Source organism: Beduini massiliensis (genome assembly GCF_000829905.1).
GTDB classification, from domain to species: domain Bacteria; phylum Bacillota_I; class Bacilli_A; order Erysipelotrichales; family Coprobacillaceae; genus Beduini; species Beduini massiliensis.
On record NZ_CDPP01000006.1, the window covers coordinates 352,817 to 366,858 of the forward strand.

Annotated in this window: 16 protein-coding genes; 7 read left to right on the plus strand and 9 right to left on the minus strand. The window is 38.1% G+C overall.

Features of this window, described 5'->3' with window-relative positions; genetic code table 11:
• Positions 1 to 91 precede the first annotated feature (91 nt).
• The 6 genes from BN1225_RS15130 (at position 92) to BN1225_RS11825 (ending at position 3,519) form a co-directional block, all read left to right on the plus strand.
• On the plus strand, positions 92 to 286 hold the full coding sequence (locus BN1225_RS15130) for a helix-turn-helix domain-containing protein (RefSeq protein WP_052466621.1): 195 nt from the start codon (positions 92 to 94) through the stop codon (positions 284 to 286).
• A 184-nt stretch (positions 287 to 470) separates the two neighbouring features.
• Positions 471 to 914 (plus strand): MarR family winged helix-turn-helix transcriptional regulator, encoded by a 444-nt coding sequence (locus tag BN1225_RS11810; protein WP_052466622.1) that lies wholly within the window; start codon positions 471 to 473, stop codon positions 912 to 914.
• A gap of 90 nt (positions 915 to 1,004) precedes the next feature.
• Complete coding sequence (locus BN1225_RS11815) at positions 1,005 to 1,835, plus strand: sialate O-acetylesterase (protein ID WP_041140014.1); 831 nt, start codon at positions 1,005 to 1,007, stop codon at positions 1,833 to 1,835.
• A gap of 563 nt (positions 1,836 to 2,398) precedes the next feature.
• Positions 2,399 to 2,605, plus strand: a complete 207-nt coding sequence (locus BN1225_RS15170) for a hypothetical protein (protein WP_187117560.1) — start codon at positions 2,399 to 2,401, stop codon at positions 2,603 to 2,605.
• 62 nt (positions 2,606 to 2,667) lie between these two features.
• On the plus strand, positions 2,668 to 3,027 hold the full coding sequence (locus BN1225_RS14600) for a DUF4368 domain-containing protein (RefSeq protein WP_443984279.1): 360 nt from the start codon (positions 2,668 to 2,670) through the stop codon (positions 3,025 to 3,027).
• 147 nt (positions 3,028 to 3,174) lie between these two features.
• Entirely contained in the window at positions 3,175 to 3,519 is a 345-nt protein-coding gene (locus BN1225_RS11825; RefSeq protein WP_052466626.1) for a hypothetical protein, read from the plus strand.
• Positions 3,520 to 3,598: 79 nt separating this feature from the next.
• On the opposite strand, the gene BN1225_RS11830 is transcribed toward BN1225_RS11825, so the two are convergent.
• The 3 genes from BN1225_RS11830 to BN1225_RS11840 all read right to left on the minus strand — a co-directional run bounded on the left by BN1225_RS11830 (position 3,599) and on the right by BN1225_RS11840 (position 5,585).
• Positions 3,599 to 4,042 carry a DUF1893 domain-containing protein gene (locus tag BN1225_RS11830; protein ID WP_041140015.1) on the minus strand — a complete coding sequence of 148 codons (444 nt, stop codon included), beginning with the start codon at positions 4,040 to 4,042 and terminating at the stop codon, positions 3,599 to 3,601.
• A 116-nt stretch (positions 4,043 to 4,158) separates the two neighbouring features.
• Positions 4,159 to 4,683, minus strand: coding sequence for a GNAT family N-acetyltransferase (locus tag BN1225_RS11835; RefSeq protein WP_041140016.1), 525 nt, complete (start codon positions 4,681 to 4,683; stop codon positions 4,159 to 4,161).
• 77 nt (positions 4,684 to 4,760) lie between these two features.
• Positions 4,761 to 5,585, minus strand: a complete 825-nt coding sequence (locus BN1225_RS11840) for an oxidoreductase (protein WP_041140017.1) — start codon at positions 5,583 to 5,585, stop codon at positions 4,761 to 4,763.
• Between the two features lie 167 nt (positions 5,586 to 5,752).
• Here BN1225_RS11840 and BN1225_RS11845 point away from each other — a divergent pair, with 167 nt between their 5' ends.
• The gene (locus BN1225_RS11845; protein WP_041140018.1) at positions 5,753 to 6,853 is read left to right on the plus strand and encodes a GGDEF domain-containing protein; all 1,101 of its coding nucleotides are present in this window, start codon (positions 5,753 to 5,755) and stop codon (positions 6,851 to 6,853) included.
• Positions 6,854 to 6,901: 48 nt separating this feature from the next.
• On the opposite strand, the gene BN1225_RS11850 is transcribed toward BN1225_RS11845, so the two are convergent.
• From BN1225_RS11850 to leuC, 6 genes are all read right to left on the minus strand, one after another.
• A complete protein-coding gene (locus BN1225_RS11850) occupies positions 6,902 to 7,528 on the minus strand; it encodes a VanZ family protein (RefSeq protein ID WP_041140019.1) in 627 nt (208 codons plus the stop codon).
• Between the two features lie 255 nt (positions 7,529 to 7,783).
• Positions 7,784 to 9,457, minus strand: a complete 1,674-nt coding sequence (gene ilvB / locus BN1225_RS11855; RefSeq protein ID WP_317621642.1) for a biosynthetic-type acetolactate synthase large subunit — start codon at positions 9,455 to 9,457, stop codon at positions 7,784 to 7,786.
• A 12-nt stretch (positions 9,458 to 9,469) separates the two neighbouring features.
• The gene (ilvD, locus tag BN1225_RS11860) at positions 9,470 to 11,146 is read right to left on the minus strand and encodes a dihydroxy-acid dehydratase (protein ID WP_041140021.1); all 1,677 of its coding nucleotides are present in this window, start codon (positions 11,144 to 11,146) and stop codon (positions 9,470 to 9,472) included.
• Positions 11,147 to 11,160: 14 nt separating this feature from the next.
• Complete coding sequence (leuB, locus tag BN1225_RS11865) at positions 11,161 to 12,243, minus strand: 3-isopropylmalate dehydrogenase (protein ID WP_041140022.1); 1,083 nt, start codon at positions 12,241 to 12,243, stop codon at positions 11,161 to 11,163.
• Complete coding sequence (gene leuD / locus BN1225_RS11870; RefSeq protein WP_041140023.1) at positions 12,243 to 12,743, minus strand: 3-isopropylmalate dehydratase small subunit; 501 nt, start codon at positions 12,741 to 12,743, stop codon at positions 12,243 to 12,245. Before leuD ends, leuB begins: the two co-directional genes overlap by 1 nt.
• 11 nt (positions 12,744 to 12,754) lie before the next feature.
• Positions 12,755 to 14,020 carry a 3-isopropylmalate dehydratase large subunit gene (gene leuC, locus BN1225_RS11875; protein ID WP_041140024.1) on the minus strand — a complete coding sequence of 422 codons (1,266 nt, stop codon included), beginning with the start codon at positions 14,018 to 14,020 and terminating at the stop codon, positions 12,755 to 12,757.
• Positions 14,021 to 14,042: the final 22 nt, after the last annotated feature.

The window sequence follows — 14,042 nt, forward strand, 5'->3', positions numbered from 1 at the left end:
AAAAGTGTATAATCATTAATTTTGTTTAACTCGCCGGAGCGTTGGTTGTTTAAATCAAGGATCTTGCTACAATGGTAGAGGAGGTATTGTTATGAATAGTTTAAAGGTAGGACAATTAATTTTAGCTTTGCGTAAGGAAAAGAAGATGACCCAAAAAGATTTAGCGGATCGGCTGATGATCAGTGATCGTACCGTCTCAAAATGGGGAACGTGGAGTTTCCCAAACAAAAGGATGTTAGAAACAATCCATGAAATACCTGCTTACAACTCTATCAAAGGTAATTAAGAAGATAGAGAATTATGAGCTCGGATTAAGAGACCGTGTTGTGACATAGCGACTCTTATCTGGGCTTTTTTTATCTTATCAGATATGGGAAAATAGTTAAAACCCTTGACAAAGGATTTCAAAACCCTATAATAGTATTTGTAAATATTAAATAAGGTTTTAAAAGTATTGTTAGGAGGATAATATGCATCAACTTACAAAAGCGTATGAGTTATTGTCTGTGTGGTCAAAGGGAACATCTCTTTATGCCCGTTGGGCAAATCAGTGTGAAATAGGATATCCAGAACTCATAATTCTTTATGCCCTGCATGCAAAGAACAGACTTACTCAAAAGACAATTACTGAAGAATTTGGGTTGATAAAAGCGACGGTAAGTACAGTAATACGTGATTTGAAGAAGCGAGGACTTATTGTTCTTGAAGCAAGCAAAGAAGATAAAAGAGAAAAACTGGTTGTTTTTACAGAAGACGGAAAAAAGTATGCGGAAAATATCATACGGCCATTATTGGAAACAGAAAAACGTATTACAAAAAAAATAGGTGATGAGCGAATGGAACAAATTATAGATACCCTGGATCTTTTTAATATTTTGTTTGAAAAAGAGCTGAAAGGAGTGCATAAGAAATGAGAGAAAGTATAATAGTGATAGAGACACTCTAATGTTTAAGAGAAATGATATAATGACAAAAAACAAATTGAAAGAGAAAGGAAATTAGCAATGAAATCAGTTTTACTTATAGGACAATCAAATATGGCAGGACGTGGTTTTTTGAACGAGGTTACGCCGATTTATAATGAAAACATTTTTATGCTCAGAAATGGCAGATGGCAAATGATGACAGAACCTATCCACTTTGACAGGTCAGTTGCTGGTGTCGGACTGGCGGCTTCCTTTGCACAGGCATGGTGTAACGCGAATAAGAATGAACAAATTGGACTTATCCCTTGTGCAGAAGGAGGAAGTTCCATTGATGAATGGAATAAAGAAGGTGCTTTATTTCGTCATGCCGTTAGTGAAGCAAAATTCGCTATGGAAAACAGTGAATTGATTGCAATTTTGTGGCATCAAGGAGAAAGTGATGGTCGTAGCGAAAAATACAAAAATTATTATCAAAAACTTAATGTTTTAGTTAATTCATTTAGAAAAGAATTGAGAGCTTTGGAAATTCCGTTCATTGTTGGCGGGTTGGGAGATTATTTAGGTAAGTCTGGATTTGGAAAAAGTTGTGTAGAGTATGATTTAATTAACAAAGAATTACATAAATATGCAGAAAATAATAAGAATTGTTATTTTGTAACGGGGGAAAAATTATACTCTAATCCAGATGGTATTCATATCAATGCGGAGTCTCAAAGAAGATTTGGCATTAGATATTTTAAAGCTTATCAAACCAAATCCAATATTATCGAGCCATTAGACAATGAAGCGAATATAGTAAAGGAATTGTGTGAAAGAGAATACACTATTGCGGAGAAAAGATACATAACACTAGAACAATTCACCTTAGGAAAAGGTTCCATGGAAGAAGTAATGAAATTTTTAAAGTAAAAGATATCTTCCAGTTTATGTAGGAAACAAGCTGAAAACCTCATAAACAGATGGAGTGATCCACCGTCGTAAAACATATCGCCACGCTAGCTTGCTGGCGAGAGGGCGGTTCACTTTGTTAGTCGGGCGAGCATGCAAGCTTTCTAAGCCCCCGTTATCTAACAAGGGGGCATAAAAGACAAGAAACAATAGATGTTAGCAAGCGGAAAATGCTGTATTTATATGGCAAAACCTTATTTTGCAGTAGTGTTAACTCAGTAGGGGTGGGCGTTAACATTTGCTTAAAAAACTAAATACTGATGTTATAAGGCAGTAGATTTTATATCAACTGTCTTTTTTTCGTACAATGAAACAGAAAGGAATAATTTAATGAACGATAAAACTTTTATAGAAGAACTGAAGACAAGGCGTGAAGAATACAGAATTACACAAAAAAGGTTTGCCGTGCCTATGGTATCAGTCGTGAATACTATAACCGCATTGAAAACGCACAGACAAATGCAAGCGAAGAACTAAAAGCAGAGATACAAAGGTAGTTAGAGCGATTAAACCTACTAGAGCCTATGTTCATACTGATTAATTATTTCCGTATCCGTTTCCTTACCACAGACCCGTTGACAGTTGTTAAGGATATTTTGCATATCAATTTCCGACACATTTTCCATGAAGAATACGGACGCTACGGCTATGAGGAACAATACTTGATAGGCAATATTACCGTTCTGGTATCTTCCAACCCGTCATTGGGTGTCCAGAAGAAAAAGTCTTAAAGAAGATACAGAAAGCTGGGAATGCGGAACGGATAAATGTAAAGAAAAAGACGGTATCTGCATTGAAACGGGCAGAAAGCCGTCAAAAGGAAGTAGACAGGCTGTTCTTGAAAATGTATGTGGACAGAGCCAGTGAGAAGATAACGAAACGAAATTTTGTCATGCTTTCCAGCAAGCAGATAGAACTGGAAGAACAGGTAGCAAGCCTAAGAGAAGAAATACGGAAACCAGAACAGGAAACGATAGGTGCGGAGAAGTGGATTGAACTCATCAAAGAAAATGCAGTGCCGAAAGAGCTGACGGCAACACTGCTGAATACCATGATTAAAAAAATCCTCATTCATGCACCAGAGATAAACGAGAACGGCGAACGAATACAGGAAATCGAGATATATTATCGCTTTATCAGAAAAAACGAGTAATAAAACGGGTAATATTTTTAACTAAGGGAAATCGGGATTGGCTGTCCCGATATCAGTTTGCTTCCCTCATTAGCCACTCTGTTTAGCGTGAGTGTTGAAGATATTCTTGCCGGAGAACTTTCATCCAACAACTCAGACGGAGGAAATATGAAACGAATTAAATTTTATGTATGTCCCACTTGCGGCAATATTATCTATTCTATGAATCCTATTGATATTGCCTGCTGCGGACGTAAACTTGAACCTTTGGAACCAAATAACCCCAATGACTCACATCTTTTAAATATTACTGAAAGTGACGGTGAAGATTATATTACTTTTGATCACCCTATGACAAAAGAGCATTTTATTTCTTTCGTCGCTCAAGTCATGTATGAGCGAGTAATACTCGTTAAACTATATCCTGAACAATCAGGAGCATTACGAATACCAAGAAAAAGAGGAAGCAAGCTTTATTATTATTGCACTCAAGAGGGTTTATTTATGATTTAAGATCCTGCGGGATCTTTTTTCTATATCAAAAAAGATAGGCTTCCCTATCTCATTTTTCTTTTTATAAGAAATAGCATCACTAAGCCGTCAATTTCCACATCAACGAATGCATAGACTGACTTAGATGTTGAACAATAATTTTAAATCCTTCATCAAGATCATCAATTGCCAACAAATCCTCTTCCATTGAGCAGATACGATCTTTACAAATATTTTCTATATAATCCACCTCATGATCATATGTATAGCAAATGTGATAACGATCTAAGATTTCCTTAGCCGGGCGGCTGATGATATGTGCATGTAAATATTGAATACGGCTTCTGGCAAGTAAGATTGCCGTTGCTTTTCCTACGCGACATTCTAAAATAACAGCATCTTTAAAATAATCGCGATGCTTCACCGCTTTATATAAGATCGGCGTTGTTCCACTATCATTCGCCGTATACAGATAATCCTGTGAACTCGCTACAAAAGAGTAGTGATTTTTTCTTTGCATTTCTTTTAATTCTTCAATGGTCATATGAATCCCTCCAATCGAATGTCTATTGAATGAACAACTATAGCTTATCACTTGGAGTTAACTCTAAGTCAAGGGGTTTTTAACACTTTTGCAAAAAAAGTAAAAGCATAACGCCTTTACTCTTTCCCCCATTCTTCTTTTAAGATGGCATATTTTAAAGTATCCTGCCATATCGGATTCCCATTTTCATCTTTGAAAAACCAAATGTTTTTGATATGATGTGCCTCTCGACGCATATTCAATCGTTCCATCAGTTTCCATGAAGCCGTATTTTCCGGATTACACATCGCAAGTACGCGATGTGCCCCCTGATTAAGAAACGCATCATCAATCAGGGCTTTGGCAGCTTCTGTTGCATATCCTCTCCCTTGGAAATTTTGGTTAAACACATACCCTAATTCCCATGTATCAAAGTCTTGCTTTTCAAAATATATATTACCGATTAGTTTTCCGCTCTCCTGTAAGCAAACCGCCCAGAATGCTGGATTATCAGATCGTTTAATCGCTTCTTTTTTTGCCTTTTCCAAGGTAAAGACATCATAGGGTTCATATTTTACCACCTCTGCCTGTGATAAATACTCATATAAGTCCTGACCATCTGCCGGCGTAAATGCTCTTAAAATTAATCTTTCTGTTTTCATATCATACCTTCTTTCTCCCCATTTACACCATTATAGCATAAATAGCTCATATAAAAAAAGACCCGCTTAGTGGTCTCCTAATAGTCTGATTTTGAGCTAATCGTTTTAAAATCTTCGATTTCCTTTAGTCTTTCCTGCAATGCTTCTGAAACGATTCTGACCGCATCACTTCCCAATAATAATCTAAATGGATAATCATCACGTTCAATCGTTTCAACAATAATTTCTCCGCCTTTCATTGGATCGCCCGGCTGATTTTTCATATTCACCACATTTTCTTTACGTGTTTTGCCGGCAGTTTCAGCGTAATCTTCAATCTTCTTTTCTGTTCCTTTCAATGAAGTATCATAGAAATGTGTTCTGAATGATCCCGGCTCAACGATCATGACTTTAATCCCTAATGGTTTCAATTCTTTTGCCAATCCATCGGTCATCAGTTCCAAAGCGGCTTTGCTTGCGGCATAATATCCAGAACCAACCCCTGATCGAACCGCGGCAATAGAAGATACATTGACAATAGCTCCGCTTTTATTTGCTCTCATCGTTGGCAATACTTCCTTAATCAATTCAATCGGTCCAAAAAAATTTGTACTGAACAATTGATCGACTCCGTCAATTTCGCCTTCTTCTACTGAAGAACGATACCCATATCCCGCATTATTGATTAAAACATCAATCGTACCAAACTTTGCCAATGCTTCTTTAACGGCATTTGTAATACTTTCTCTATCGGTCACATCTAAAGCAACCACATAAGCTGTATTGGGGTATTCTTTCACTAAATCAGCAAGCTTTTTTGGATTTCGGGCTGTCACCACGGCTTGATCTCCTTTTTTTAATACTGCTTTCGCGATGCCTTCCCCGATTCCACTTGAACATCCCGTAATTAACCATGTTTTCATACTTATTCCTCCTTGTTATCTCTTTCACACTTCCAGTATAGCGTTTGGAGTACACTCTAAGGCAATAAGAAAAACAAATTTTTTTAAAACTCTTAAATTTAATTAAAAAATAAACATATCCCTATAAATTATATTATAATGAAATCAAGAATAAAGGAGGAGGCAAAATGAGTTTTATATACGATATGGTGATAGTCATGGAAATTATTCTCATGAACTTATATATTTTCAAAAAGAATGTGAAAGCAAAGTATTCAATGACATTTATTATTTTTATTTTGCTTTTATATACGGTTGGACTCATTGCAATAGGCGTGACAGCAATTAAAGCCTTGGGTATCTATGGAAACGGAAATGGTTTATTTACGATGATGGGTTTTTTCTATTTGCTCCCCCTGCACTATTTATTTGAAGGATCATCACTCAGACATTTCTTTATCATCTGTTTTGCTTGGATCTATACCTTATCCATATTTTCCGTTTCGGTACAATTCGGTTATATCTTCCAACAATATGGTTTGTCTTTTGCGGCGATGATTACCCAAAGTCTTTTGTTTTCGCTAACGTTTTACTTTGTCGATTATTTTGTACGCCATTTCTATATTTTGATCCTCCAATGCAAAGAAATCAGCATTCAAAAATATCTTAGTCGGACAAGTTTTCTTTGGTTTCTTACTATCTTCATTATAAATATGCATTTCATCTTCGATCAAAATAAATATTTAAAAATACTGTCTATCTTAATCTTAATTATTAATGTGGTCTTTAATTACTTATTAATCTATGAAATTTTAATTAAACGTAAAGAAATTGGTTCATTAGAGGATCTGGTGGCTAAAGATTCTTTAACGAATCTGGGAAGCAGAATAAAATTTACCAGTGTTATTGAAGAAATGATTCAAAAGGGTCAGCCTTTCCATCTTATTTTTATGGATCTCAATCAGTTTAAGGATATCAATGATTGTTATGGACATATCACTGGAGATCATTATTTAAAAGAGTTTGCCAGACAACTCACTTTGATCGCAAAAAATGATCTTGCCTTTCGTATTTCCGGTGATGAATTTATATTACTTAGTCATCAATCTGATATTGAAGATACCCTTGAAAAAATTTTGAATATTAATTTTTGTTTGAAAAGTCCTATGGTTAAATTTAATGGCGTAAGCTGTGGGTTGGTTCATTTCCCTGAAGATGGTCAGGAAATGGATGAACTTGTCTATTTAGCTGATCAAAACATGTATAAAATGAAACCAAAAAAGTCCTAAAATAAAAGCGGAGAGCGTTTCGTTTCTCCGCTTTTATGTTTATCCTCATTAACTTATAAATACTGTGACAAAGGCTGTCATGATGATCAAGAGCGGCAATCGCTGAACTGCCTTACTATCAAATATCGGGGTCTCTTTTACACCTAATTTTAAAACCATTTGATAACAAAAGAACCCAAGCAAAGCCCCAAAGGTGTTCGCAATCAAATCATTGATATCGGTTGCCCTATACAGGGTAAACAACTGGCTTAATTCGATTGCCAGAGATAAACCAAATCCCAATGCAACGCTATACTTCATTTTATTAAACGATTGGCTGACAAGCGGACAAAGAAATCCCAATGGTATAAAACAAAAAATATTTAAAATAAATTCCAAACTAACACCGCCAACCAACGTAATTAAATTAATATTAGGATTAAACACAGACTCTCCTAAACCGATAACACGTATGATTTCACTGATGGTTGGGATACCCACGACATTTTCTAAAACAATACATAAATAATAAAACAATAAAAATGAAGCAATAACGATCTGTCTTATCGGTCGTTTATTCTCTTTCTTAAACAGCCAAAACAACATTGCAGTCATCAATATAAATCCGATGATAAAAATTGGCTTTAATCGCAGTATATCCATGACAGCTTCAAAAATAGTTAACTGACTTTCCATAGTTTTTATTTCCACCTACCTTGCTTACAGGATACAATAAAAGCCTTAAATTAAAGTCAAATTATATGAAAACATTTCTTAATATTTATGAAGCTTCTTTAAGCAATGACGAAGTTTTTCAAAAGAATAACAGTAACCTACGCTCGCCTCCATTCGATTGACAGCTTACACCTTCAGATGCTTTTAATTAATAGAATCAAAATAACTTTCTTTACTAAAGCAAAAAACTCTACTGCGACGTAGAGTTCATTTTATTTATTTCAAATCTTCACCGGTAAAGGTTTCCACGATAGCGCCTCCCGGTGCTACCATCGGCCATACTTTATCATCCTGATCAATGACACATTCAATTAAAACAGGAGCGTTTAAAGCAATGGCTTCTTTGATGACATCTTCCAATTCATCTTTTTTGGTAACACGATATGCTTTTGCCCCAAAAGCTTCTGAAAGTTTCACAAAGTCCACACCATCATTTAAGATCGTATGTGAATAGCGCTGATCATAGAACAGTGTCTGCCATTGTCGCACCATTCCCAAAACCTGATTATTTAATACGACTTGAATCAATGGAATATGGTTGCGGCATACGGTTGCCATTTCATTTAGATTCATTCTGAAGCATCCGTCTCCGGCAATATTAAACACTGTTTTTTCTCTGTTGCCTAATTTGGTTCCGATTGCCGCACCTAAGCCAAACCCCATTGTCCCTAATCCACCTGAAGTAATCAACTGACGAGGATGCTTGTATTTAAAATACTGTGCTGCCCACATCTGATGTTGTCCGACTTCGGTAACGATCAAGGCTTCTCCGTTTGTCACACGATCAATCGTTTCGATAATATAAGGACCGGTCAAAATCGTTTGATCATAAGTTAAAGGATATTTTTCTTTTAACTCCTGAATCGTTTTCATCCATGATGAGTGATCTTGTTTTTCTAAACGGCTGTTTAATGCTTTTAAAATCTCTTTAGCGTCACCGACGATCGCATGATCAACTTTAATGTTTTTATCAATTTCTGCTTCATCAATATCAATATGAATGATCTTAGCCTGACTGGCAAATGTTTCCGTATTTCCGGTAACACGATCACTAAATCTAGCACCAATGACAATAAGTAAATCCGATTGGCTGACACCAAAGTTCGTTGGTTTTGTTCCATGCATTCCGATCATGCCGGTATAGCGTGAGCACGTGTTAGGATAGCTTCCTTTTCCCATCAACGTATCGCAGACAGGGGCATCTAATCGATCAACAAAAGTTTTTAATTCCTCTGCGGCTTCACTGATAATGACCCCACCGCCACTCATAACAAACGGCTGCTTCGATCCTTTGATCATTTCAATAGCCTGATCGATTTCATCTAAAGTAAATGTATCTTTTGCAATTTCTTTTTCCTGTTTCGGCATTTTTTCATATTCATATTTAGCGGCTGTCACATCTTTTGTGATATCGACAAGAACGGGTCCCGGTCTGCCTGATGTTGCAATTTTAAATGCTCTTCTGATAGCCGGTGCTAAATCGCGAATATCTTTGATCATATAATTATGTTTCGTAATGGGCATTGTCATTCCCATGATATCCACTTCTTGAAAACTGTCCTTACCAATTAAATTGGTAATTTGGTTACACGTAATGGCAACGACAGGGACAGAATCCATATAAGCAGTTGCCAGTCCGGTTACTAAATTCGTCGCTCCCGGACCGGAAGTTGCCATGCATACCCCTACTTTTCCGGTTGAACGGGCATACCCATCAGCGGCGTGGGAAGCGCCCTGTTCATGCGAGGTCAAAATATGCGTCAGCTTATCTCGATATTGGTATAAGGCATCATAGACATTTAAAATGGTTCCTCCCGGATATCCAAAGATAGTGTCTACCCCTTGTTCCAAAAGACATTCAATGACGATCTGTGCTCCTGTCATCAACATATTCATTCCCCCTTACTTTTCTTCTGGTACTTTTAATACGGCTCCTGTATTTGCAGAAGTCACTAAAGCGGCATAACGTTTTAAATACCCCGTTGTGATCGATGGTGTTTTTGGTTTCCATCCTACTTTTCGTGCTTCTAATTCTTCATCACTGATTTGTATTTCTAAAATATGATTTGGAATATCGATATGAATCATATCCCCTTCTTTAACGAAAGCAATGGTTCCGCCTACTGCGGCTTCCGGTGAAATATGTCCGATCGAAGCCCCTCTGGTTGCTCCGGAGAAACGTCCATCGGTAATTAAAGCAACATCTTTATCCAAGCCCATTCCGGCAATCTCCGATGTTGGTGAAAGCATTTCACGCATTCCCGGTCCGCCTTTAGGTCCCTCATAACGAATGACGACCACATCGCCTTTAACGATCTTATTTCCACGAATGGCTTCAATCGCTTCTTCTTCTGAGTTAAATACTCTGGCTGGCCCTGTATGCACAAGCATTTCCTTAGCGACAGCCGATTGTTTCACAACTGCACCATCTTTGGCTAAGTTTCCTTTCAATACAGCGATCCCCCCGGTTTTTGAATAAGGCTGATCTATTGGGCGGATAATGGTTGGGTCTAAGTTGATGCATCCCTCAATATTTTCTCCCACTGTTTTTGTTGTACAAGTAATAATATCCGTATTCAATACTCCGATTTTATTTAATTCATTCATCACCGCATAAATACCACCGGCATCGTTTAAATCTTCAATAAAGGTATCTCCGGCTGGTGCTAAATGACATAGATTCGGCACTTTTAAACTTACCTGATTGGCTGCTTCCAAATCCAGTTCAACTCCGGCTTCATAAGCAATGGCAGGAAGATGCAGCATGGAATTGGTTGAACATCCTAATGCCATATCCACTGCCAATGCATTCATGAACGCCTTTTCGTTCATGATATCTCTTGGTTTGATATCTTTTTTTACAAGTTCCATGATTTGCATTCCGGCATGTTTAGCTAAACGGATTCTTTCTGAATAAACAGCAGGAATTGTCCCATTTCCTTTCAATCCCATTCCTAATACTTCTGTTAAGCAGTTCATTGAGTTAGCGGTATACATCCCTGAACAAGAACCACAGGTTGGACATGCTTTATTTTCAAATTCTCTTAATTTTTCAGCCGTCATTTTTCCGGCATTAAACTGTCCGACTGCCTCAAATAAGGATGATAAGCAAGTACGTTTACCGTCTAAGGCTTTTCCAGCTAACATAGGTCCGCCACTGACAAAAATCGTCGGAACATTGACACGGGCTGCCGCCATCAGTAATCCGGGAACATTCTTATCACAATTAGGAATCATGACAAGTCCATCAAATTGATGAGCAATCGCCATCGCTTCTGTGGAATCGGCAATCAATTCACGTGTCGCTAAAGAGTATTTCATCCCTACATGTCCCATTGAAATTCCATCACAGACTGCGATTGCAGGAATCTCTACCGGTGTTCCTCCGGCAAGATAGATTCCTTTTTTTACAGCTTCTGCAATTTTATCCAAATTCATATGTCCAGGTACGATTTCATTATACGAATTTACAACCCCAATCAACGGACGTGCCAATTCTTCTTCGGTATATCCTAATGCATTATATAATGAACGGTGTGGTGCACGCTCTACACCGCTTTTTGCGTTATCACTTTTCATCCTTGTTCCCCCTCTTATACTCTTTGGGCAATTAATGAACCCATTTCACTTGTTGTCACTTTCTTTGTTCCTTCTTCATAGATATCACTGGTACGATATCCTTCTTTTAATACTTGTCCGACTGCCGCTTCGATCTTTGCGGCTTCTTCATCTAAATCAAAGGAATAGCGAAGCATCATCGCTGCGGATAAAATAGTCGCAATTGGATTTGCTTTACCTGTTCCGGCAATATCCGGAGCTGATCCATGGCTGGGTTCATATAAACCGAATTTACCTTCCGCTAAAGATGCACTTGACAACATTCCGATTGATCCTGTGACCATGCTGGCTTCATCAGATAGGATGTCGCCAAACATATTTTCCGTTAAAATAACATCAAACTGTTTTGGATCACGAACTAGCTGCATCGCACAATTATCTACCAGCATATGTTCTAATTTGACTTCCGGATAATCCTTAGCCACTTCTTCTACTACCTTACGCCATAATCTTGAGGAATCCAAGACATTGGCTTTATCGACGCTAATGACCGATTTTCTGCGTTTCATGGCGATATCAAATCCCCATTTAGCGATTCTGCGAATTTCGTTTTCATCATAGGTTAAGATATCGGTTGCTTTCATAACACCATTTACTTCTTCTGTTTTACGGTCTCCAAAATAGATACCTCCGGTCAATTCACGCATAATCATCATATCGAAACCACCCTTTGTGATTTCTTCTTTTAATGGGCATGCTCCCTTTAATTCTTCATATAAATAAGCCGGTCTCAAGTTTGCGAATAAGCCAAGCTCTTTTCTTATTTTTAAAAGTCCTGCTTCCGGACGAAGATTAGGTGACAGCTGATACCAAGGTGAAGTCGTTGTATCGCCGCCGATTGCTCCCAATAAGACCGCATCGCTCTTTTTAGCAATAGCAATGGCTTCATCGGTAATCGGTACACCATAAGCATCGATCGATTCTCCCCCCATCAATACACGTTCATAATTGAATTGGTGTCCGTATTTTTCACCGACTGCATCTAATACTTTGATTGTTTCATCGACGATTTCAGGACCAATCCCGTCTCCTTTAATTACGGTAATCTGATAAGCCATTATTGTGCCTCCTTCTTTTTTGAGTTCACATAGTTGACTAACCCATCCAGTTCAATCATCTTCTGTAAGAATGGCGGGAACGGCTGAGCCTGATAGTGTTTATTCTTTGTTTTATTATAGATAATTCCTGTAGTGTAATCGATTTCGATCTCATTTCCTTCATCAATATCCTCTGCAGCTTCTTCACATTCTAAAATCGGAAACCCGATATTGATTGAATTACGATAGAAAATACGAGCAAATGATTTAGCAATGACACAGCTGACCCCACATGTTTTGATTGCCAAAGGGGCATGTTCACGAGAAGAACCACAACCGAAGTTTTTGCCTCCGACAATAATATCTCCGGGCTGCACTTTATTCACAAAATCTTTATCGATATCTTCCATGCAGTGCGCCGCCAGCTCACGAGGATCAAATGAATTTAAATAACGTGCCGGGATAATCACGTCTGTATTAACATTATCCCCATATTTGAATACTTTTCCTAATGCTTTCATAGTGTTCCTCCTTAAATGTCTTCCACACATGCAATGACACCTTTGATAGCGCTGGCAGCAGCTACGGCAGGTGAAGCAAGGTATACTTTTGAATCTACATGTCCCATACGTCCGACAAAGTTACGGTTTGTGGTTGAGACACATTTTTCTCCGGCAGCTAATACGCCCATGTGTCCGCCCATGCAAGGTCCGCAGCTTGGTGTATTGAAAGTACATCCACTCTCAATAAAGATTTCTGCCAAACCTTCTGTGATACATTGCAGATATATTTTTTGAGTTGCGGGAATGACCATTACTCTGACATGGTCTGCAACTTTATGTCCTTTTAAAATGGCAGCCGCTTCACGCATATCGTTCATACGTCCGTTTGTACAAGAACCGATGACTACCTGATCGATTTTAATAGGTTCCATTGCACGAACTTCATCAATTGTTTTGGCGTTGCCAGGTAAATGCGGGAACGCAATCGTCGGACGAATGGCAGATAGATCGATCGTATATTCTTCATCATATACGGCATCTTCATCCGGTGTATATTCTGTATATGTTTTGACAGAATGTTCCTGCATATACGCTCTTGCAAGATCATCAACGATAAAGATTCCGTTTTTCCCTCCGGCTTCGATTGCCATGTTGCAAATGGTGAAACGATCATCCATAGTAAGAGAAGAAACGCCCTCCCCGACAAATTCCATCGATTTATATAAAGCCCCATCAACACCAATCATTCCAATAATATGCAAAATAACATCTTTTCCACTGACATGAGGGGAAAGTTTTCCGACTAAATTAAACTTAATGGCAGAAGGCACCTTGAACCATAATTCTCCAATTGCCATTCCGGCCGCTATATCGGTACTTCCGACACCGGTCGAAAAAGCACCCAAAGCCCCATAAGTACATGTATGACTGTCTGCTCCGATAATGCATTCTCCTGCTACAACGATTCCTTTTTCCGGCAGTAAAGCATGTTCAATTCCAACACGTCCGATTTCATAATAATGTGTTAAACATTGTTCACAGGCAAATTCTTTCATTGCTTTTGCGTTTTCCGCAGATTTGATATCTTTAGCCGGTGTAAAATGATCCGGTACGATGACCACTTTATCCTTGTCAAAGACTTTTGATCCCATTTCTTCAAAAATAGGCTTAGCCATTGGACCGGTAATATCGTTTGCCATGACGATATCCAATTTTGCTTCAATCAGCTGTCCGGCTGTTACTTCTTTCAATCCCGCATGTGCTGCCAAGATTTTTTGTGTCATTGTCATTGCCATAATTGTATCCTCCCTTTTGTTT

What these genes read in the sequence shown, in the direction of transcription:
- leuB (WP_041140022.1), bottom strand. Translation starts at nt 12,243, where the DNA reads ATGGCTTATCAGATTACCGTAATTAAAGGAGACGGGATTGGTCCTGAA.
- BN1225_RS11825 (WP_052466626.1), top strand. Translation starts at nt 3,175, where the DNA reads ATGAAACGAATTAAATTTTATGTATGTCCCACTTGCGGCAATATTATC.
- BN1225_RS15130 (WP_052466621.1), top strand. Translation starts at nt 92, where the DNA reads ATGAATAGTTTAAAGGTAGGACAATTAATTTTAGCTTTGCGTAAGGAA.
- ilvD (WP_041140021.1), bottom strand. Translation starts at nt 11,146, where the DNA reads ATGAAAAGTGATAACGCAAAAAGCGGTGTAGAGCGTGCACCACACCGT.
- BN1225_RS11830 (WP_041140015.1), bottom strand. Translation starts at nt 4,042, where the DNA reads ATGACCATTGAAGAATTAAAAGAAATGCAAAGAAAAAATCACTACTCT.
- BN1225_RS11850 (WP_041140019.1), bottom strand. Translation starts at nt 7,528, where the DNA reads ATGGAAAGTCAGTTAACTATTTTTGAAGCTGTCATGGATATACTGCGA.
- leuC (WP_041140024.1), bottom strand. Translation starts at nt 14,020, where the DNA reads ATGGCAATGACAATGACACAAAAAATCTTGGCAGCACATGCGGGATTG.
- BN1225_RS11835 (WP_041140016.1), bottom strand. Translation starts at nt 4,683, where the DNA reads ATGAAAACAGAAAGATTAATTTTAAGAGCATTTACGCCGGCAGATGGT.
- leuD (WP_041140023.1), bottom strand. Translation starts at nt 12,743, where the DNA reads ATGAAAGCATTAGGAAAAGTATTCAAATATGGGGATAATGTTAATACA.
- BN1225_RS11815 (WP_041140014.1), top strand. Translation starts at nt 1,005, where the DNA reads ATGAAATCAGTTTTACTTATAGGACAATCAAATATGGCAGGACGTGGT.
- BN1225_RS15170 (WP_187117560.1), top strand. Translation starts at nt 2,399, where the DNA reads ATGTTCATACTGATTAATTATTTCCGTATCCGTTTCCTTACCACAGAC.
- ilvB (WP_317621642.1), bottom strand. Translation starts at nt 9,457, where the DNA reads ATGTTGATGACAGGAGCACAGATCGTCATTGAATGTCTTTTGGAACAA.
- BN1225_RS11845 (WP_041140018.1), top strand. Translation starts at nt 5,753, where the DNA reads ATGAGTTTTATATACGATATGGTGATAGTCATGGAAATTATTCTCATG.
- BN1225_RS11810 (WP_052466622.1), top strand. Translation starts at nt 471, where the DNA reads ATGCATCAACTTACAAAAGCGTATGAGTTATTGTCTGTGTGGTCAAAG.
- BN1225_RS11840 (WP_041140017.1), bottom strand. Translation starts at nt 5,585, where the DNA reads ATGAAAACATGGTTAATTACGGGATGTTCAAGTGGAATCGGGGAAGGC.